Below are 20,287 nucleotides of genomic sequence, written 5' to 3' on the forward strand. Positions count from 1 at the left end.
ACTCCTGTCGAACGTGCCGGTGCCCGCGTGGGACACGCCTCGCGACGGGCGCTTGAGCTCTTTATGCAGGTCGCTTGGGACGTCCTTTATGCGGGGGGTGGCCCGTCAGGCGGGCCGGTCGTCAAGCCTGTGGTGCAGATCGAGCGCGAGCGCCGCGGTCCAGCCGAAGCCGGTCGCGCCGCACGCCTCGCCGGTGTACGGGTCGACGTACTCGGCGAAGCCGGTCGCCTCGGCCAGCGTGAGGAACGCCGCCCGCAGCGTGTCGGCCGCCGCCCGCTCGCCGTGCAGTCGCAGCCCCCGCTCCACCAGCCAAGCGGTGTTGAACCAGGCGGGGCCGCGCCAGTACCGGTGCGGATCGAACGCCTCGCCGAGCAGGTCGTAACTGGGCACGAGCCGGGTCACGCCGCCGAGCCCGAAGTGCGGGCCGGTCAGGGTACGCACCAGGGCGGTGACCAACTCACGCGGCAGCGTGGGGAGGAGGAGCGGGACCAGGCCCGACACGGCCCGTTCGGGGATCAGTTGGCCGCCGCGCACGTCCCGGCACAGGAACATCCCGGCCTCCGCGCTCCACAGCCGCTCCACCAGCGCCGACGTCAGCCGCTCGGCCCGCGCGTGCCGGGCGCCGGGACCGGCGCCCAACTCGGCGGCGATATGGGCGAGTGCGTGCTCGGAGGCGATGAGCAGGGCGTTGAAGGACGGGTCCTCCACCGCGAACTCCCCGTTCCCGTCCGCGTAGTGGTCGTCCCGGTACTCGACGGCCAGTCGTACGTACCGCCCGTAGTCCAGATCCGTCGGCCGGTCCTCGGGTGCGCCGTGGTCCAGGTCGGCCCGGCGGAAGGAGCGGGCCGGGGCCGGGGCGATCCGCGCGAGCGGCGCGTCCCAGCAGGGGCTGTTGTCCATCCCCTGCTCCCAGGGGTGGACGACGGACACCAGGCCGCCGCCGCCCAGGTCCCGGTGGCGCAGCAGATACCGGTGCCAGGCGGCCAGCCTCGGATAGACCCGCGCCAGGAAGCCGCGGGCGTGCGAGAGTCCGGGGTCGGAGCGGTGCACCAGCCAGGCCGCCAGCGCGTGCACCGGTGGCTGCACGATGCCGGACGTCTGTACCGTGCGCGGGGCGCCCGCCGCGCGTCCGGCGGTGGTGGAGCGCCAGAAGTCGGGGCCGGGGAAGTAGGCGTCGAGCGGGACGGAGGGGTTGAAGACGATGTGCGGCACGCGCCCGTCCGTCCACTGGGCGGCCAGCAGCGTCTCCAGCTCGCCCTGCGCGCGCAGCGGCGACAGGTGCCGCAGCCCGATCGCGATGAACGCCGAGTCCCAGGACCACTGGTGCGGATACAGGCTCCGGGAGGGGACCGTCGAGGCGCCCGTCCAGTTGGCGTCGAGCACCCGCGCGGCCCGCACCGGCAGGGTGTCCGGTGGCGCGTACGACAGTGCGTGGGCGGTGAGTTGGGCGGTGCGGTCCACTCGGGGCTCCCCCAAGACGACGACGTCCGGACGCACGGCCGACCGGGTTCGGCATCGGCCGCCGTAGAGTTACGTCTATTTAACACGCATAACCCACTATGTAATGCACGCTTGGGAAACACAAGGGGGTGCGCATGACCGGACGTCCGGGGAGGAACGGGATGAACTCCAGGAACGGCAGTCAGGCAGGCGCCGGGGATCTGCTCGAACTGGTGCGCAGCGGACGGGCCGTGACGCGGGGGGCGCTCCAGCAGGCGACCGGGCTCTCGCGGGCCACCGTCGGCCAGCGCCTGGACCGGCTGTTCCGGGCCGGCTGGCTGCGCGAGGGTGCCGGCGGGCCGGTCGACTCGCCGCTCGGCGGACGCCCCTCCATCACCCTGGAGTTCGACGGCTCCCACGCGGTGGTCCTCGCCGCCGACCTCGACACCCGGCACGCGCGCGCCGCCGTGCTCTCGCTGACCGGCGAGATCCTGGCCGAACACTCCGGCACCCTGGTGATCGAGGAAGGCCCGGAGTCGGTCCTCGGCGAACTCGGGCACTGGTTCGGCGAGTTGCTGGAGAAGGCCGGGGCGGGACCGGCCGAGGTGTGCGGCATCGGGCTCGCGGTGCCGGGGCCGGTGGACACCTCGACCGGCCGGGTGGTGCAGCCCCCGATGATGCCCGGCTGGGACGGCTACGACATAACGGGCCGCCTCTCCCGCGCCCTCACCGAACACACCGGCGCGCCGCCGGTCCCGGTCCTGGTGGACAACGACGCCAACCTCATGGCGTACGGCGAACAGCGCGCGGGCCATCCCGAGTGCGCGGCCTTCGTCCTGGTGAAGGTGTCCACCGGCATAGGCGCGGGCGTCGTGGTCGACGGCTCCATATACCGGGGGATCGACGGTGGCGCGGGCGACATCGGGCACATCCGGGTGGGCGCGGACGCGCTGTGCCGGTGCGGTTCACACGGCTGTCTCGCGGCCGTCGCGAGCGGGGGTGCCGTGGCCCGGCGGCTGGCGGCCTCCGGGGTGCCGGCCGCCTCCGGGTCGGACGTACGGGACCTGCTGGCGGCGGGGCACCCGGAGGCGGCGGCGCTGGCCCGCGAGGCGGGGCGCCGGGTCGGGGACGTGCTGGCGACCGTCGTCACGCTGCTCAATCCGGGCGTGCTGATGATCGCCGGAGATCTGGCCGGAACACCCTTCCTCACCGGCGTCCGGGAACTGCTCTACCAGCGGGCGCTGCCGCGCTCCACGGCCCACCTGGACGTGGTCACCTCCCGGCTGGGGGAGCGGGCCGCGCTCATCGGAGCGGGGGCGCTGGTGGTGGAACACCTGTATGCGCCGGAGCGGGTGGAGGAGCGGCTGCGGGCGCTGGGGGTGTGAGGACGCGCCGGAGCGGGGTCCGGATGGTGAAATCCGGGGCTCTGTGGCAGCGTGATTCTCGCCACCCTTGATAATGGCTGCGCTCATATGAGCGATTTGGGGGTGGCTGCACTTCTCCAAGGGGTGGCACTGGGTGCCACCCCTTGATCGTTCATCGATCGAACTCAATCGTGGCGAGAGGCGCTCAAGTGAGCAATGAGTCCACTCTTCCGGCGGGTTTGCCTTCAAGAAGTGAACATATAACGGCGTTGCGCCTTGCCAAGCTTTGACTTTCGATCCGCTGGCGGACGGGTGGTTACATGCACATGACCCGCAAGTGGACGTACCCATGTGCCTTCGATCTGGGTATGTTCCTGGCCGTCAGGGCAGCCACCGTGGCCTCAAGGAGTCGAGTCCCGTGTCGGAAAACAAAGCACCCCAGGTAGCGAAGTTCGTTTACGACTTCACCGAGGGGAACAAGGACCTCAAAGACCTCCTCGGTGGCAAGGGCGCGAACCTCGCCGAGATGACCAACCTCGGACTTCCGGTTCCTCCCGGTTTCACCATCACCACGGAGGCCTGCAAGAGCTACCTCGCGAACGGCGAGGAGCCGGCGGCACTGCGTGACGAGGTGAGCGCCCACCTCGACGCCCTCGAAGCCCGCATGGGCAAGAAGCTCGGCCAGGCGGACGACCCGCTGCTGGTGTCGGTGCGCTCGGGCGCCAAGTTCTCCATGCCCGGCATGATGGACACCGTCCTCAACATCGGTCTGTCGGACAAGTCGGTCCAGGGCCTGGCCAAGCAGGCCGGTGACGAGCGCTTCGCCTGGGACTCCTACCGCCGCCTCATCCAGATGTTCGGCAAGACCGTCCTCGGCGTCGACGGCGACCTCTTCGAGGAGGCCCTGGAGAAGGCCAAGGAGGCCAAGAAGGTCAAGGTCGACACCGACCTGGAGGCCGCCGACCTGAAGAAGCTGGTCACCGCCTTCAAGAAGATCGTCAAGAAGGAGGCGGGCCGGGAGTTCCCGCAGGACCCGCGGGAGCAGATGGACCTCGCCATCAAGGCCGTCTTCGAGTCCTGGAACGGTGACCGCGCCAAGCTGTACCGCCGCCAGGAGCGCATCCCGCACGACCTGGGCACGGCCGTCAACGTCTGCTCGATGGTCTTCGGCAACCTCGGCCCCGACTCCGGCACCGGCGTCGCCTTCACCCGCGACCCCGCCTCCGGCCACCAGGGCGTCTACGGCGACTACCTCCAGAACGCCCAGGGCGAGGACGTGGTGGCGGGCATCCGCAACACCGTTCCCCTGGCGGAGCTGGAGCAGATCGACAAGAAGTCGTACGACCAGCTGATGCAGATCATGGAGACGCTGGAGAACCACTACAAGGACCTCTGCGACATCGAGTTCACGATCGAGCGCGGTCAGCTGTGGATGCTCCAGACCCGTGTCGGCAAGCGCACCGCGGGCGCCGCGTTCCGCATCGCCACCCAGCTGGTCGACCAGGGCCTGATCGACGAGACCGAGGCGCTCCAGCGCGTCACCGGCGCCCAGCTGGCCCAGCTGATGTTCCCGCGCTTCGACGAGAAGGCGAAGGTCGAGCAGGTCGGGCGCGGCATCGCGGCGTCGCCGGGCGCGGCGGTCGGCAAGGCGGTCTTCGACTCGTACACCGCCGTCAAGTGGTCGCGCTCGGGCGAGAAGGTCATCCTGGTCCGCCGGGAGACCAACCCCGACGACCTGGACGGCATGATCGCGGCCGAGGGCATCCTGACCTCGCGCGGCGGCAAGACCTCCCACGCGGCCGTGGTCGCGCGCGGCATGGGCAAGACCTGTGTGTGCGGCGCGGAGGAGCTGGAGGTCGACACCAAGCGGCGCCGGATGACGGTCCCCGGCGGCCAGGTGGTCGAGGAGGGCGACGTCATTTCCATCGACGGCTCCACCGGCAAGGTCTACCTGGGCGAGGTCCCGGTGGTGCCGTCCCCGGTCGTGGAGTACTTCGAGGGCCGGATGCATCCGGGCGCCGACGACGCGGACGAACTGGTCGAGGCCGTGCACCGGATGATGGCCTTCGCCGACCGCAAGCGCCGGCTGCGGGTGCGGGCCAACGCGGACAACGCCGAGGACGCGCTGCGCGCCCGCCGCTTCGGCGCCCAGGGCATCGGCCTGTGCCGCACCGAGCACATGTTCCTCGGCGAGCGGCGCGAGATGGTCGAGAAGCTGATCCTCGCGGACACCGCGCGGGAGCGCGAGGCGGCCCTGTCCGAGCTGCTGCCGCTCCAGAAGAAGGACTTCGTCGAGCTGTTCGAGGCGATGGACGGCCTGCCGGTCACCATCCGCCTCCTCGACCCGCCGCTGCACGAGTTCCTGCCCGACATCACGGAACTCTCCGTGCGCGTGGCCCTCGCCGAGTCCCGGCAGGAGCCGCACGAGAACGACCTGCGCCTGCTCCAGGCCGTGCACCGCCTGCACGAGCAGAACCCCATGCTGGGCCTGCGCGGCGTGCGCCTCGGCCTGGTCATCCCCGGCCTGTTCGCGATGCAGGTCCGCGCGATCGCCGAGGCGGCGGCGGAGCGCAAGGCTGCGAAGGGCGACCCGCGCGCCGAGATCATGATCCCGCTGGTGGGCACGGTCCAGGAGCTGGAGATCGTCCGCGAGGAGGCCGACAAGGTCGTCGCGGAGGTCCAGGCGGCGACGGGCACGGAGCTGAAGCTGGCGATCGGCACGATGATCGAGCTGCCGCGCGCCGCGCTGACCGCCGGTCAGATCGCGGAGGCGGCGGAGTTCTTCTCCTTCGGCACTAACGACCTCACGCAGACGGTCTGGGGCTTCAGCCGGGACGACGTGGAGGCATCCTTCTTCACCGCCTACCTGGAGAAGGGCATCTTCGGTGTCTCCCCGTTCGAGACGATCGACAAGGACGGCGTGGGCTCCCTGGTGAAGGCCGCCGCGGAGGCCGGCCGGCGCACCCGCCCCGACCTCAAGCTCGGCGTGTGCGGCGAGCACGGCGGCGACCCCGAGTCGGTCCACTTCTTCCACGAGGCCGGCCTCGACTACGTCTCCTGCTCCCCGTTCCGCATCCCGGTCGCCCGCCTCGAAGCGGGCCGCGCGGCCACCCAGTCCACGGGCAGCGACCACCGCTGACCCCTCCGGCCCCACGAACCCCGGGCCCGCCGCCGGTCCCCGACCCTCACCCGACCGACGACGTCCCCGGCGCACGAAAGAGGCGGCACCCTGTGCGGGGGTGCCGCCTCTCGGCGTACCGTGTCCGCGGCGGTCCGGGCCGGGAAAATCGCGGGACTCGACCGCCGGCACTCCGTAGGCTCGGCGGTCATGGTTGATCTCTATCCTCCGACCTGTCCCTACGACAGCGGGTATCTCGATACCGGAGACGGCAACCGCGTCTACTACGAGCAGTACGGCAACCCCCGGGGCAAGCCCGCCCTCAACGTCCATGGCGGGCCGGGGTCCGGGGCGCCGCGGCGGCCGACGAGGGCCTGGGACCCCGAGCGGTACCGGGTCGTCCGCTTCGATCAGCGCAACTGCGGCCGCAGCACCCCGCACGCCAGTGATCCGGCGGCGGACATGCGTCTGAACACCACGCAGCACCTGATCGACGACATGGAGCGGTTGCGCGAACACCTCGGAATCGGGAGATGGTTGCTGAACGGTGGCTCCTGGGGTTCGACGCTCGCGCTCGCCTATGCGCAGCAGCACCCCGAGCGGGTCAGCGAGATGGTCATCCCGGCCGTTACGACGACCCGCCGCGCCGAGATCGACTGGCTCTACCGGGGTGCCGGGCGGTTCTACCCCGAGGCGTGGGACCGGTTCCGCGAGGGCGTCCCCGAGGGGGAGCGGGACGGCGACCTCCTGGCGGCCTACGCGCGGCTGATGGAGAACCCCGACCGGGCGATCCGGGAGAAGGCCGCGGCCGACTGGCTCGCCTGGGAGGACGCGGTCATCTCGAACGAGCCCAACGGCAGACCCGGCATGTACAGCGATCGCGAGGTCGACGCGCAGATCGCGTTCGTGCGGATCTGCGCCCACTTCTTCAGCAACGGCGCCTGGCTGGAAGAGGACCGACTGCTGCGCGACGCGCACAAGCTGGCCGGAATCCCGGCGGTGCTGGTCCACGGCCGGCACGACATGGGCAGCCCGGTGCAGACGGCGTGGGAGCTGGCGAAAGCCTGGCCGGGCGCGCGGCTCCACATCATCGAGGACTCCGGACACTCCGCGAGCGAGGCGATGCAGGAGACCGTCCGGGCGGCCATCGAGGAGTTCAAGAACCGGTGACACACCGCCGCAACACCCCTTTCGTAATCGCCCCGCATGGTTGATCGTTAGGCCGTGCGTTGAGGACGACGTCAGGGGGAAGTGGATGACGATCAGCCGCAGGACGCTGCTGGGTGCGGGTGCCGGGCTCGGGGTGGGTGTGCTGAGTGCCTGTGGGTCCAATACCGGGCGCGGGGGCGGGGGTTCCGGTGGGGTGCAGCTGGCGCAGTGGTATCACCAGTACGGCGAGGCCGGGACCGAGCAGGCGGTGAAGCGGTACGCGGCCGCCTACACCAAGGCGCACGTCACCGTGCAGTGGCGGCCCGGAAATTACGATCAGCAGACGGCCGCGGCCCTGCTCACCGATTCCGGGCCCGACGTGTTCGAGGTCAACGGGCCCTCGCTCGACCAGATCCAGGGCGGGCAGATCGAGGACCTCACCGCGTTGCTGGACGGGGTCAGGGACGACTTCAACCCGGCGGTGCTGGCGCCGAAGACGTATCAGGGGAAGGTCTACGGCATTCCGCAGACCATCGACACGCAGATGCTCTACTACCGCAAGAGCATGCTGCGCGACGCGGGCGTGCGGCCACCGCAGTCACTCGACGAACTCGTGGACGTGGCAGGGAAGTTGACCAGCAGGAAGGTCAAGGGGCTGTTTCTCGGCAATGACGGCGGCGCCGGGGTGCTCGGCGGAACGCCCCTGTACGCCGCGGGGCTCCGGCTGGTCACGGACGACGGGAAGGTCGGCTTCGACGACCCCGCGGCGGCCCGCACACTCGGAAAGCTGAGGGAGCTGTACGCCGCCAAGTCGCTGCTCCTCGGCGCGCCCACCGACTGGTCCGACCCCTCGGCCTTCCTCCAGGGGCTCACCGCGATGCAGTGGTCCGGGCTCTGGGCGCTGCCACAGGTACAGAAGGAACTCGGGGACGACTTCGGGGTGCTGCCGTTCCCGAAGGACGGAAGCCGAGGCAAGCCGACCGTTCCCGTGGGGGCGTACGGGGCCGCCGTCAGTGCGCGGAGCAAGCACAGGGAGGCGGCGGAAGAGTACGTGAAGTGGCTCTGGGTGGAACGGACCGACTACCAGGAGGACTTCGCGCTCGGATACGGGTTCCACATCCCGGCACGGATCTCGCTCGCGAAGAAGGCCGCCAAGCTGAGGACGGGCGCCGCCGCCGACGCCGTACGGTTCGCCACCGACCACGGGTACGCCCAGCCGCTGCTGTGGACCCCCGCCGCCCAGACCGCCTACCAGGACGCGCTCAGCCGGATCATCAAGGACGGCGCGAACCCGGAGAGCGAACTGCGGGGCGTCGTACGGAAGGTGGCCGCAGAACTCGACCGCGTCCAGCACACGTCGTGAGGCACCGGCGGGCCCTGTGGTTCTGGGTGTTCGTCGGGCCCTTCGCGGCCGGGCTCGCGCTGTTCACGTACATCCCGCTGCTGTGGAGCGTCGGCCTGAGCTTCTTCGACGCGCACAACACCGTGACACCCACGCACTTCGTCGGCCTGGACAACTACACCGCCATGCTGAGGGACGGCGCGTTCACCGGCAGCCTGCGCACCTTCCTCGTGTTCACCGCCTTCATCGTGCCCGTCACCTTCGCCCTCTCCCTGGCCCTCGCGCTGATGGTCAACCGGGTGCGGCGGGCGCGGGCGTTCTTCCGGTCGGTCTTCTTCCTGCCGGCCGCGTGCAGTTATGTGGTGGCCGCCCTGATCTGGAAGATGTCGATCTTCAACGGGGTGCGCTTCGGCCTCGCCAACACCGTGCTCGGCTGGTTCGGCACCGACCCCGTGGCCTGGTTGTCGACCACGCATCCGCCCTGGTACTGGCTGGTCATCGTGACCGTACGGCTGTGGCTCCAGGCCGGGTTCTACATGATCCTGTTCCTCGCCGGGCTCCAGCGGATCGATCCGGTGCTCTACGAGGCCGCCGACGTGGACGGGGCCCGGCCCGGCTGGACGGTGCTGCGCCACATCACCCTGCCCCAACTGCGCGCCACCTCCGTCGCGGTGCTGCTGCTGCTCGTCATCAACGCCTTCCAGGCCTTCGACGAGTTCTACAACCTGCTGTCGGACGCCCGGGGTTACCCGCCGTACGCCCGTCCGCCGCTCGTCTACCTCTACTACACCGCCCTCGGCCAGGGGCAGAACCTGGGGCTCGGCAGCGCGGGCGCGGTGATCCTCGCGCTGATCATCGCCATCGTCACGGTCGGGCAGGCGCGCTGGCTCAGACTCGGGCAAAGCGAGGGGCAGTGAGAAGGAGTGAGGACGATGGATGACGCTCTGGTCAGGGCCGGGCGGGCGCTGCGGGCCGTGCTGCTCGTGGTGCTCGCGCTGGTCTTCCTCATCCCCTTCTACCTGCTGGTGCGCAACGGGCTGTCCAGCGAGCGGGACATCACCTCGCCCGGATGGACCTTCTTCCCGGGCGAGCTGAGGTGGGGGAACGTACGGGAGCTGTTCGACGACCCCTCCGTGCCGTTCGCCCGCTCGCTGCTCAACTCCGCCCTGATCGCCGTCGCCACCACCCTCGGCACCCTGCTGCTCGCCTCCCTCGCCGGGTACGGCCTCGCCCGCATCCCCTACCGGCACGCGAACAAGGTGTTCTACGGCATCCTCGGCACCCTGCTGGTCCCGGCCGCCGTCACCTTCGTACCGACCTTCGTGCTGGTGTCCTCCCTCGGCTGGGTCTCCACGCTGCGCGGACTCATCGTGCCGACCCTGTTCTCGGCGTTCGCCTGCTTCGTCTTCCGGCAGTACTTCCTGGGGTTCCCGCGGGAGCTGGAGGACGCGGCCCAGGTCGACGGGCTCGGCTACTGGCGGACGTACTGGCTGGTGGTCGTGCCCAACGCGCGCCCGGTGTTCGCGGCGGTCGGCACCATCGTCTTCCTCGGCGCCTGGAACTCCTTCCTGTGGCCGCTGGTGATCGGGCAGGACCAGAGTGCCTGGACGGTCCAGGTGGCGCTGTCCTCCTTCACCACCGCCCAGGTGGTGCGCCTGCACGAGCTGTTCGTCGCGGCGGCCGTCTCGATCCTGCCGCTGCTGGTGGTGTTCCTGTGCTTCCAGCGGTGGATCGTGGCGGGGGTGGAGCGGTCGGGCATCGACTGAGGCCCGTGGCGGCGGCTCAGCGGCTGCCGGTCAGATGGGCGAAGACGACGACGTTGCCCTGGTAGCCGGTGGTCTTCGAGTAGCCGCCGCCGCAGGTGATCACACGCAGCTCCGGGCGGCGGGCGGCGCCGTAGACCTTCTGGTCGGGGAAGTCGCTGGCGGCGTAGACCTCGACGGCGTCCACGGTGAACTCGGCCACCGTGCCGTCCCGGCGGTCCACCTCGATCCGGGCGCCCCGCTTGAGCGCACCCAGGTTGTAGAAGACGGCCGGGCCCTCCGTGTTGTCCACGTGCCCGGCGACGATCGCGGTCCCCGTCTCACCGGGCATGGTCCCGGCCTCGTACCAGCCGGCCAGGTTCTTGTTCCGCGCGGGCGGCACGTCCAGGCTGCCGGAGGCGGTGAGGGCGAGGCCCATCAGCGGGGCGTTCACGCGGATGGCCGGGATGCGGATGCGCAGCGGCGGCGACGGCGGCAGGGAGGGCGCCGTCAGCCGCTCCTCGCCGGGATCGGGGCGGCCCTCGGCGGCCGCCGGCTGCGGGGGAGTGTGCGACTGGCCGCCCAGCAGCCAGACCCCCGAGGCGAGGGCCACGGCGGTGACCGCGGCTATCGCGGTGTCCCCGAGCCGGCGCGTCCGGCGCCCGCGGACCCTCCGGATGCCACGGGTACGGCTTCCGGTCGGACGTGTGCTGCGCATACGAACCCCTCTCCCGGGAGCGGACCCCCGAACTGGACCTGGGGCGGACCCCCTCCCCCTCCGGGCCGCGAGGGGCATCGGACCCGGAGGGGGTGGGACGTGCGGTACCGGCGGACGGACAGCGGAGGGTGTCCGTCAGATCCCGTCGCCTCTCGCCCGGCGATGCAGGAGCCAGGTACCGCCCGCGGCGGCGACGGCCAGCGCCGTCACACCCGCCGCGGTCTGCACGGGGTCGGGACCGAGCGCGCCGCCGACCCCCGTCTTCACACTTCCCCGCGGCTGCACCTGCTCGTGCGCCGCGGCGAGGGCCACCACCAGGTCGCCCGTCACCTGTCCGCTGCCCTCCGCGCATTTCGCGACGATCTCGTACGTCCCCGGCTGCGCGCTCGGCGGCACCTGGAACTGGCCGATCGCCTCGCCCTGGTGCGTGGTGGGCGCCAGCGTGAAGACGCCGGCGCCGACCGCGCCCGCGTCCCCCGTCGCGCCGCCCTTGTCCCCGCAGGCGGCGGTGTTGACCGTGACCTGTCCGCCGGGGATCGCGGTGGACGGGTACACCTCCAGGCTGCCGGTGGGAGCGCGCAAGGGGCGCGCGGCCGTGGCTCCGCCGTAGGCGGGCGCGGCGGCGAGCGCCGCCGTGCCCACGGCGAGCGCGGTACCGGTCAGCAGACGGGCGGTGCGTCGCATGGTGCTCCCCAGAGCTTGTCCGACTGGTGTGTCCCCTGCCCTTCCGAGGTAAAGGGCTCGCGCCGTGATCCGCTTGCCGAGAGATCGCCCGGACTGCGGTGAACGGGTGGCGGGCCCGGCGGCCATACGGCTGAGGCGCGGGGGTGTCGGGGCAGGTCAGGGACAATGTGCCGGGCAGCACGAGAAGAAAGTACGAAGAACACACGAATGGAGCGACGAGGGCCGCGGAACGGGTGACGGGGCGTCATCCGGGCACGGGGGAGGGCCCCTCCGGGCCGGTGCCGACGGCTGGACCACGGAGCACGGGGCCGGTCCCCGGAGCCGGGCTGGACGATCTCCGTACCGCAGCCATCAACTCCAGGGCGGCTATTGCCGGTTCAGCGAACGGGTGACGCCCGCCGCGATCGTCGTCGCCAGCACCCAGCCCAGGGCGATCAGCACGTACGACAGCCACTGGAAGCCGCCGCGCGGGGCGTACGCGCCTTCCTGGCCGAAGTCGATGATCGGCAGGAGCAGGTCGAGGGTGTAGAACAGCGGGTTGAAGGCGGGGGCCTCGGAGGGCTTGAGGGCGGGCGGGTGGTGCAGGGCGAAGACGAGGGTGCCCGTGCACAGGAGCAGCAGCAGCCAGAACGCGGCGCGCATCGGGCGGAAGCCGTAGCCGACGGCGGCGTCCTGGAGATAGCCCCACAGGCGGGCGTACCCCGGCAGGGTGCGGCGGTGGCGGCGGAGCTTGGCGAGCTGCACGGTACGGGCGGCCGCGTCGTCGCCCACCGCCCGGTAGGCGGCGGTCAACTGCTCGTAGGGCTGCGGGAGATAGCCGCCGTCCGGTTCGCGCTCCAGCAGCGGCAGGCGCTGCCCGGCGGGCAGGTGCGGGGCCAGCACCCGGTAGGCGAGACCGTCGAGCTGGACCTGCTCGGGCCAGACCTCCGGCGGCACGTGCAGCAGGTCCAGCTGGGCGCGGCGCAGATTGACGGTGCCCTCGATCGGCGCGGCCTCCCGGAGCCACAGCTCGCCGATGACGCCGCTGCTGGCACGCAGGGCATGGCCGCCGGGGTTCGACAACCGGGCGTAGGCCAGGTTGAGTTGACGGGGGATGCGGGCGCCGCCCAGGTTCACCCGGCCCCGTGCGCGCAGCCGCATCGCGTGCAGGTCGGTGCCGACGGACAGGACCTCGGCGTGCAGCGCGGTGCCGCCCGGAGTGTCGAGCACCGCGTCGTCGAGGCGCACCTGACCGCCGACGACGGCCCCGTTCAGCCGTACCTCGCCGTACGCCACCAGCCGCCGGGCCCATACGTCCGTGGCCACCTCGGCGTGGTTGAGCTGGAGCACGGGCTCCTCGGGCTCCTCGTCCGGCGTCCCGAACCGCGCCCCGTTGACGAACAGCGCCCCGGCCAGCCTGGCGCCCTGGAGCCTTACCGGGCCCGAGAAACGGCAGCAGGTGAGCCGTACGACCCCCTCGGAGCGCAGCGCGCCCGCCCTCAGGCCGGGCAGTACCGAGTCGCTGAGGGCGAGGGCGACGATCCGCGCCCCGTACAGGTCGGGCGCCTGCTCGAAGTGGCAGTGGCGCAGCCGGACGGCGTGCGCGACGGTGCCGTACTTCAGGTCCAGCATCCCGGTGATCCGCGCGCCGCGTACCTTCAGCCCGGCCGTACGGCCCTCCCGCACCGGCCCGGCCAGCAGTAACTCCCGCAGGAACTCCGCCCGTACGGTGCGTTCGGGCCCCCAGTCGGCGCCGTGCGCGGGATCGTCGTCCTCGCCCTCCCGGAAGTCGACCCCCTCGCCGAGCGGGAAGGCGTCCAGGACCCGGCGTTCGGCGGGCGTCAGCTCGGTTGCGTCCATGTTCAGCCGTTCCCCCGCCGCGCCGAACTCCCAGTTTCCGCAAGCGCGTTCGTGACCCCGTGGTCCCGCGGGCCCAGGAAGGTCGGGTCCGGGTGGAAGACCGCGTCCAGCGCCGCCTTGCCCGCCGCGAACACCTCGCGCGTGCCGCCGTAGTACCAGGTGGCGTCGTGCGGTTCGTCGACCCCGACGCCGTACGAGTCGACGCCCGCCGCCTCGCACAGCGCGACCGCCCGCCGGATGTGGAAGCCCTGGCTGACCAGCAGGGCCCGGTCCACGCCGAAGATCTTCCTGGCCCGGACGCAGGAGTCCCAGGTGTCGAACCCGGCGTAGTCCCGGACGATCCGGCCGGCCGGCACGCCGTGCCGGATCAGATAGGTGCGCATGGCGTCCGGCTCGTCGTAGTCCTCGCGGCTGTTGTCGCCGGTGACCAGGACGGCCCTGACCCGGCCCGCGCGGTACAGCGCCGCCGTCGCGTCCAGACGGCGCGCGAGGTACGGCGACGGCGCCCCGTTCCACAGCCCGGCCCCGAACACCACCGCGACCGGTGCGGGCGGCGCGTCCGCGACCGTGCGCAGCCGGTCCGCCGTGGACGTGAACAGCCAGGCCCCCGGCAGCAGCGCCAGCACGCACGCCGCCATCACCGCCTGCACCAGGCGCCGCTGCCCCGTGCGGGTGCGCGGCAGCCGCGGTCGTCGGATCCTCATGCGGTCCCCCTCGGTACGAAGCCCCCTGGTACGAAGCTCCCTGGTACGAGCCTCCTGGTACGAAGCCCCCTGGTACGAGCCTCCTGGTACGAAGCCCCCTGCCCGGCCCCGGTTCCGGCCCCGGTGGACCGGCCCCGATCAAGGAGGACGCCACCGGCACGCATCCGGTTCGCCTCCCCGTGCGATGCGTCCGCCCGGCCGCCGGGCCGCCGGATTCCCGCATCCGCCATACGACTGGGCCACCCGGCACCCCCGATCGTCACCCCGTGCGTCTACTGTCGAATCATGGAAGGCAGCGCACCCCCCGGCCCCAGCGGCCCCGACCCCTACGGCCCCGCGGACCTGGAGCGCTTCGCGCCCGAGCCCGACAAACGCCCCGGCCGCACCGCCTTCCAGCGCGACCGCGCCCGCGTCCTGCACTCCGCCGCGCTGCGCCGCCTCGCCGGCAAGACCCAGGTCGTCACGCCGGGCAGCCACAGCCAGGTCTGGGACGCCAGCCCCCGCACCCGGCTCACCCACTCCCTGGAGTGCGCCCAGGTCGGCCGGGAACTCGGCGCGGCCCTCGGCTGCGACCCCGACCTCGTGGAGGCCGCCTGCCTCTCCCACGACCTGGGCCATCCGCCCTTCGGGCACAACGGCGAACAGGCGCTCAACGCGTTCGCGGACGACTGCGGCGGCTTCGAGGGCAACGCCCAGTCCCTGCGGCTGCTCACCCGCATCGAGCCCAAGCGGTTCACCGAGAAGGGCTCCGTCGGCCTCAACCTCACCCGCGCCGCCCTCGACGCCGCCACCAAGTACCCCTGGCCGCGCGGCGCCCACCCCACCGATCCCGCCTCGGGGAAGTTCGGCGTGTACGAGGACGACCGCCCGGTCTTCGACTGGGTCAGGGCCGGCGCCCCCGGCACCCGCACCTGCTTCGAGGCCCAGGTCATGGACTGGTCCGACGACGTGGCCTACTCGGTGCACGACGTCGAGGACGGCCTGCACGCCGGCCACATCGACCCCAACTGCCTGCACGCCGAGCCCGAACGGCAGGCCGTGTTCGAGGTGGCCATCGGCCGCTACGCCCCCGCCGGCACCGATCCGGCCGAACTCGCCGCCGCCCTCGACCGCCTCCAGGACGCCGAGTGGTGGCCGCACGGCTACGACGGCACCGCGGTCGCCCAGGCCCGCCTGAAGGACGCCACCAGTCAGCTCATCGGACGGTTCTGCCTGGCCGCCGAGACCGCCACCCGCGCCGCCTACGGAAACGGCCGGCTCACCCGCTACGACGCGCGTCTCGTCGTACCCCGCGAGACCCGGATGGAGTGCGCGGTGCTCAAGGCGGTCGCCGACCGGTACGTGATGCAGCGCGCCGAGCAGGAGCGGCTGCGGGCCGATCAGCGGGTGATCGTGGCGGAGCTGGCCGAGGCGCTCACCGTCCGCGCGCCGGACGGCCTGGATCCGCAGTTTCGGGCCCTGTTCGACGGGGCATCCGACGACCACGCGCGCAAGCGGGTGATCGTCGACCAGATCGCATCCCTCACCGACGCCTCCGCGCTCTCGCTGCACGCGAGACTGACCGGGCACATGTGAGAGGAACGTGACACCCGTGGCCTGATCGGGTCACTCCCCCTTCCGGCTGCCCCCCGTGTGCGGGACGCTCGCGGGTGGCGGCACCCTTACGAGGAGGCAGACAAGTGGTCGACGCGGATCAGACATTCGTCATCGTCGGAGGCGGCCTCGCCGGCGCGAAGGCGGCGGAGACGCTCCGCGCGGAGGGCTTCACCGGCAGGGTGATACTGATCTGCGACGAACGCGACCACCCGTACGAGCGACCCCCGCTCTCCAAGGGCTTCCTGCTCGGCAAGGCCGAGCGCGACAGCGTCTTCGTGCACGAGCCCGCCTGGTACGCGCGCAACGACATCGAGCTGCACCTCGGCCAGACCGTCGACCACATCGACCGACCGGCCAAGACCGTGCGCTACGGCGACGACGGCACTCTCGTCCGCTACGACAAGCTGCTGCTCGTCACCGGCGCCGAGCCCCGCCGCCTGGACATCCCCGGCACCGGCCTCGCGGGCGTCCACCATCTGCGCCGGCTCGCGCACGCCGAGCGGCTCAAGGGCGTGCTGGCCGCCCTCGGCCGGGACAACGGGCACCTGGTGATCGCCGGCGCCGGGTGGATCGGCCTGGAGGTCGCGGCGGCGGCGCGCGAGTACGGCGCGGAGGTCACCGTGATCGAGCCGGAGCCGACCCCGCTGGCCGCCGCGCTCGGACCCGAGCTGGGCAATGTCTTCGCCCAGCTGCACAGCGGGCACGGCGTGCGCTTCCACTTCGGGCGTCGGCTCACCGAGATCATCGGCCAGGACGGCATGGTCCTCGCGGTGCGCACCGACGACGGCGAGGAGCACCCGGCGCACGACGTCCTCGCGGCGATCGGCGCGGTGCCGCGGGTCGCGCTCGCGGAGGCCGCGGGACTGGAGATCGCCGACCGGGCGCACGGAGGCGGGATCGTGGTGGACGAGCGGCTGCGCACGTCCGACCCCGACATCTACGCCGCCGGTGACGTCGCCGCGTTCCCGCTGGAGCTGTTCGGCACCCGCGTCCGCGTCGAGCACTGGGCCAACGCGCTCAACGGGGGCCCGGCCGCGGCACGCTCCATGCTCGGGCAGGACGCGGTGTACGACCGGGTGCCGTACTTCTTCACCGACCAGTACGACCTGGGGATGGAGTACAGCGGCTGGGCGCCGCCGGGGTCGTACGACCAGGTGGTCATCCGCGGCGACATGGGCAAGCGGGAGTTCATCGCGTTCTGGGTGCGCGAGGGGCGGGTGCTCGCGGGGATGAACGTGAATGTGTGGAACGTCACGGAACACATCCAGCGGCTGATCCGCTCCCGGTCGCGGGTGGACACGGACGCGCTGGCGGATCCGCACGTGCCGTTGGAGCGGCTGGCCGTCTGAGGCGGGTGACGCGTCCACCGCGGGGCTGCCGGGGGCCGTCGGCGCGGGGCCGCCGCGCCGGCACCGACCCGTCGCGCGACGGCCCGCGCCCCCTCGGTGCGCCACGTGCCCCTGCCGTGTCCGTCCGCCACCGTAGAATTCACGCGTGGCAGGACGGATCAACGACGAGGACGTGAAGGCGGTACGGGACGCGGTCCCGATCGACGCCGTGGTCTCCGAGTACCTCCAGCTGCGCAACGCGGGCGGCGGGAACCTCAAGGGCCTGTGCCCCTTCCATGACGAGAAGTCGCCGTCCTTCCAGGTCAGCCCCGCCAAGGGCCTCTTCCACTGCTTCGGCTGCCAGGAGGGCGGCGACACCATCACCTTCGTGATGAAGGTGGACCACCTCTCCTTCTCGGAGGCGGTGGAACGGCTCGCCGGGCAGGCCGGGATCACGCTGCGGTACGAGGAGGGCGGGTACAACCCGGCCCACCAGCGCGGCGAGCGCATCCGGCTGGTCGAGGCGCACAAGCTCGCCGCGCAGTGGTACGCCGAGCAGCTGGCGAACAGCCCCGAGGCGGAGACCGGCCGGGTCTTCCTCGCCGAGCGCGGCTTCGACCAGGACGCGGCGGTGCACTTCGGCGTCGGCTACAGCCCCCAGGGCTGGGACCACCTCACCCGCTATCTGCGCGGCAAGGGCTTCAGCGACAAGGAGCTGGTCCTCTCAGGGCTCTCCCAGGACGGCCGGCGCGGGCCCATCGACCGCTTCCGGGGCCGGCTGATGTGGCCGATCCGGGACATCGGCGGCGAGGTCGTCGGCTTCGGCGCCCGCAAGCTGTACGAGTCCGACAACGGGCCCAAGTACCTCAACACCCCCGAGACCGCGATCTACAAGAAGTCCCAGGTCCTGTACGGCATCGACCTGGCGAAGAAGGAGATCGCGAAGTCCAGCCGGGCGGTCGTGGTCGAGGGCTACACCGACGTCATGGCCTGCCATCTCGCCGGGGTGAAGACGGCCATCGCGACCTGCGGCACGGCCTTCGGCGGCGAGCACATCAAGATCCTGCGCCGGCTGCTCATGGACAACGGCTCGGCACGGGTGATCTTCACCTTCGACGGCGACGCGGCCGGGCAGAAGGCGGCGCTGCGGGCGTTCGAGGACGACCAGAAGTTCGCCGCCGAGACGTACATCGCCATCGCCCCGGACGGCATGGACCCCTGCGAGCTGCGGCTCGCCAAGGGGGACGACGCGGTCGTCGACCTGACCGAACCCCGCACCCCGCTGTTCGAGTTCGCGCTGCGGCAGATCGTCGGCCGGTACGACCTGGACACCTCGGGGGGCCGCGCCGCCGCCCTGGACGAGGCCGCGCCGATCGTGGCCCGCATCAAGAACAGCGGCGCGCAGCACGAGGTCGCGGTCGAACTCGCCGGTCTGCTCGGCATCCTGGACACGCAGTTCGTGGTGCGCCGGGTGGCCCAGCTGGCCCGCTGGGCGCGGGACCGGGGCGGCCGGGGCCCGCAGCAGGAACGCCCGCGCGGCGGCGAGCAGCAGTGGGCGGCGGCCCCGCGCGGCGCGAACTCCGGGGCCGCCCTCACCCTGCGCAACCCGGTCTACGCCGCCGAACGCGAGCTGCTCAAACTCGCCCTCCAGCGGCCCGAGTTGGTCTCCCCGGCCTTCGACGCGTACGGGGTGGACGAGTTCACCGCGCCGCCGTACGCCGCGGTGCGCCAGACCATCGCGGAGGCGGGCGGCGCGGAGCTCGGCGTGAGCGACCCGCAGGAGTACCTGGTCCGGGTCCGCGAGGCGGCGCCGGACGACACCGTGCGCGCCCTGGTCACCGAGCTGGCCGTCGAACCGATCCTGCGCCGCACCGTGGACGAGATCTACGCCGGCACCGTGCTGGTCCAGATCCGCCGCCGCGCGGTCGAACGCCGCATCCGCGACATCGAGTTCCAGATGACCCGCCTGTCCACCGGCGGCGACCCGAGCCAACTGGCCGCCGTCCAGAACGAGATGTGGATCCTCCAGCAGTACGACCAGTCCCTGCGCGAACGCGGCGCGGCGGCGCTCTAGACCCGCCCCCGGTGGGCCGCCGTCAGCAGCGGGTCACGGACCGGACGCAAAAAGTCACCGCACACCCCTCGTGGCGGCGATGTGTCTTCCTCCACACTGTTGGGGGTGCCGAGTCCGGCGTACATCCTGGAGGTCGCCCTCGTGCAGACCCAGACCCTCACCCCTGCCCCCAGCGGCACCGGTCCCGTCGCGGACGAGCCGGACGCGGAGCCGGACGTTCTCGTGGCGGTGCCACCACAGGGGAGTGCCGCACGGCACCCGGAGACCGGCGGGCCGTCCGCCGATCTGTTCCGGCAATACCTGCGTGAGATCGGCCGCATCCCGCTGCTGACCGCCGCCGAGGAGGTCGAGCTGGCCCGCCGGGTGGAGGCCGGGCTGTTCGCGGAGGAGAAGCTGAGTAACACCCCCTATCTGGACGGGGAGTTGGCGCACGACCTGGACCGCCTGGTGGTCATGGGACGCGTGGCCAAGCGCAGGCTGATCGAGGCCAATCTGCGGCTCGTCGTCTCCGTCGCCAAGCGGTACGTCGGCCGCGGCCTCACCATGCTCGACCTCGTACAGGAGGGCAACCTCGGGCTGATCCGCGCCGTGGAGAAGTTCGACTACGCGCGCGGCTACAAGTTCTCCACGTACGCCACCTGGTGGATCCGCCAGGCCATGTCCCGCGCCCTCGCCGACCAGGCCCGCACCATCCGCGTCCCGGTCCATGTCGTGGAGCTGATCAACCGGGTCGTACGCGTGCAGCGCCGCATGCTCCAGGAGCGGGGGTACGAGCCGACGCCCGAGGAGGTCGCCGCCCATCTCGACCTCCCGCCCGAGCGGGTCGGCGAGGTGCTGCGGCTCGCCCAGGAACCCGTCTCGCTGCACGCCCCCGTCGGCGAGGAGGACGATGTGGCGCTCGGCGACCTCATCGAGGACGGCGACGCCGCGAGCCCCGTGGAGTCCGCCGCGTTCCTGCTGCTCAAGCAGCACCTGGATGCCGTGCTGTCCACGCTGGGCGAGCGCGAGCGCAAGGTCGTACAGCTGCGCTACGGCCTCCTCGACGGCCGCCCCCGCACCCTGGAGGAGATCGGCCGCCTCTTCGGCGTCACCCGTGAACGGATACGCCAGATCGAGTCCAAGACCCTCAACAAGCTCAGGGACCACGCGTACGCGGACCAGTTGAGGGGCTACCTGGACTGAGCACGGG

General features: G+C 71.8%; 15 protein-coding genes. 10 read left to right on the top strand and 5 right to left on the bottom strand.

Annotated features, from left to right (window positions below):
* Positions 1-105: 105 nt before the first annotated feature.
* The gene (locus ACE4Q9_RS22680) at positions 106-1,461 is read right to left on the bottom strand and encodes an MGH1-like glycoside hydrolase domain-containing protein (protein WP_397986057.1); all 1,356 of its coding nucleotides are present in this window, start codon (positions 1,459-1,461) and stop codon (positions 106-108) included.
* A 134-nt stretch (positions 1,462-1,595) separates the two neighbouring features.
* Between ACE4Q9_RS22680 and ACE4Q9_RS22685 the strand changes: the two genes are divergently transcribed.
* From ACE4Q9_RS22685 to ACE4Q9_RS22710, 6 genes are all read left to right on the top strand, one after another.
* Positions 1,596-2,825 carry an ROK family protein gene (locus tag ACE4Q9_RS22685; protein ID WP_397986058.1) on the top strand — a complete coding sequence of 410 codons (1,230 nt, stop codon included), beginning with the start codon at positions 1,596-1,598 and terminating at the stop codon, positions 2,823-2,825.
* A gap of 397 nt (positions 2,826-3,222) precedes the next feature.
* The gene (gene ppdK / locus ACE4Q9_RS22690; protein ID WP_397986059.1) at positions 3,223-5,943 is read left to right on the top strand and encodes a pyruvate, phosphate dikinase; all 2,721 of its coding nucleotides are present in this window, start codon (positions 3,223-3,225) and stop codon (positions 5,941-5,943) included.
* A 189-nt stretch (positions 5,944-6,132) separates the two neighbouring features.
* The gene (gene pip, locus ACE4Q9_RS22695) at positions 6,133-7,092 is read left to right on the top strand and encodes a prolyl aminopeptidase (protein WP_397986060.1); all 960 of its coding nucleotides are present in this window, start codon (positions 6,133-6,135) and stop codon (positions 7,090-7,092) included.
* Between the two features lie 85 nt (positions 7,093-7,177).
* On the top strand, positions 7,178-8,434 hold the full coding sequence (locus ACE4Q9_RS22700) for an ABC transporter substrate-binding protein (protein ID WP_397986061.1): 1,257 nt from the start codon (positions 7,178-7,180) through the stop codon (positions 8,432-8,434).
* A complete protein-coding gene (locus ACE4Q9_RS22705; protein WP_397986062.1) occupies positions 8,431-9,330 on the top strand; it encodes a carbohydrate ABC transporter permease in 900 nt (299 codons plus the stop codon). Before ACE4Q9_RS22700 ends, ACE4Q9_RS22705 begins: the two co-directional genes overlap by 4 nt.
* A 15-nt stretch (positions 9,331-9,345) precedes the next feature.
* Positions 9,346-10,179, top strand: a complete 834-nt coding sequence (locus ACE4Q9_RS22710) for a carbohydrate ABC transporter permease (protein WP_397986063.1) — start codon at positions 9,346-9,348, stop codon at positions 10,177-10,179.
* A 16-nt stretch (positions 10,180-10,195) separates the two neighbouring features.
* Here ACE4Q9_RS22710 and ACE4Q9_RS22715 read toward each other — a convergent pair whose 3' ends face one another.
* The 4 genes from ACE4Q9_RS22715 to ACE4Q9_RS22730 all read right to left on the bottom strand — a co-directional run bounded on the left by ACE4Q9_RS22715 (position 10,196) and on the right by ACE4Q9_RS22730 (position 14,100).
* Positions 10,196-10,873, bottom strand: a complete 678-nt coding sequence (locus tag ACE4Q9_RS22715) for a class F sortase (protein ID WP_397986064.1) — start codon at positions 10,871-10,873, stop codon at positions 10,196-10,198.
* Between the two features lie 135 nt (positions 10,874-11,008).
* Complete coding sequence (locus ACE4Q9_RS22720; RefSeq protein WP_397986065.1) at positions 11,009-11,557, bottom strand: hypothetical protein; 549 nt, start codon at positions 11,555-11,557, stop codon at positions 11,009-11,011.
* Between the two features lie 366 nt (positions 11,558-11,923).
* Positions 11,924-13,396, bottom strand: a complete 1,473-nt coding sequence (locus tag ACE4Q9_RS22725; RefSeq protein ID WP_397986066.1) for a membrane-associated oxidoreductase — start codon at positions 13,394-13,396, stop codon at positions 11,924-11,926.
* 2 nt (positions 13,397-13,398) lie between these two features.
* Entirely contained in the window at positions 13,399-14,100 is a 702-nt protein-coding gene (locus tag ACE4Q9_RS22730) for a vancomycin high temperature exclusion protein (protein WP_397986067.1), read from the bottom strand.
* Positions 14,101-14,385: 285 nt separating this feature from the next.
* Between ACE4Q9_RS22730 and ACE4Q9_RS22735 the strand changes: the two genes are divergently transcribed.
* The 4 genes from ACE4Q9_RS22735 (at position 14,386) to ACE4Q9_RS22750 (ending at position 20,280) form a co-directional block, all read left to right on the top strand.
* Positions 14,386-15,675, top strand: a complete 1,290-nt coding sequence (locus ACE4Q9_RS22735) for a deoxyguanosinetriphosphate triphosphohydrolase (RefSeq protein WP_397986068.1) — start codon at positions 14,386-14,388, stop codon at positions 15,673-15,675.
* A 104-nt stretch (positions 15,676-15,779) separates the two neighbouring features.
* Positions 15,780-17,045, top strand: a complete 1,266-nt coding sequence (locus tag ACE4Q9_RS22740; protein ID WP_397986069.1) for an NAD(P)/FAD-dependent oxidoreductase — start codon at positions 15,780-15,782, stop codon at positions 17,043-17,045.
* Between the two features lie 145 nt (positions 17,046-17,190).
* The gene (gene dnaG, locus ACE4Q9_RS22745; RefSeq protein ID WP_397986070.1) at positions 17,191-19,098 is read left to right on the top strand and encodes a DNA primase; all 1,908 of its coding nucleotides are present in this window, start codon (positions 17,191-17,193) and stop codon (positions 19,096-19,098) included.
* Between the two features lie 81 nt (positions 19,099-19,179).
* The gene (locus ACE4Q9_RS22750) at positions 19,180-20,280 is read left to right on the top strand and encodes an RNA polymerase sigma factor (RefSeq protein ID WP_397986071.1); all 1,101 of its coding nucleotides are present in this window, start codon (positions 19,180-19,182) and stop codon (positions 20,278-20,280) included.
* Positions 20,281-20,287: the final 7 nt, after the last annotated feature.

Source organism: Streptomyces sp. AM6-12, from assembly GCF_044327085.1.
GTDB lineage: Bacteria > Actinomycetota > Actinomycetes > Streptomycetales > Streptomycetaceae > Streptomyces.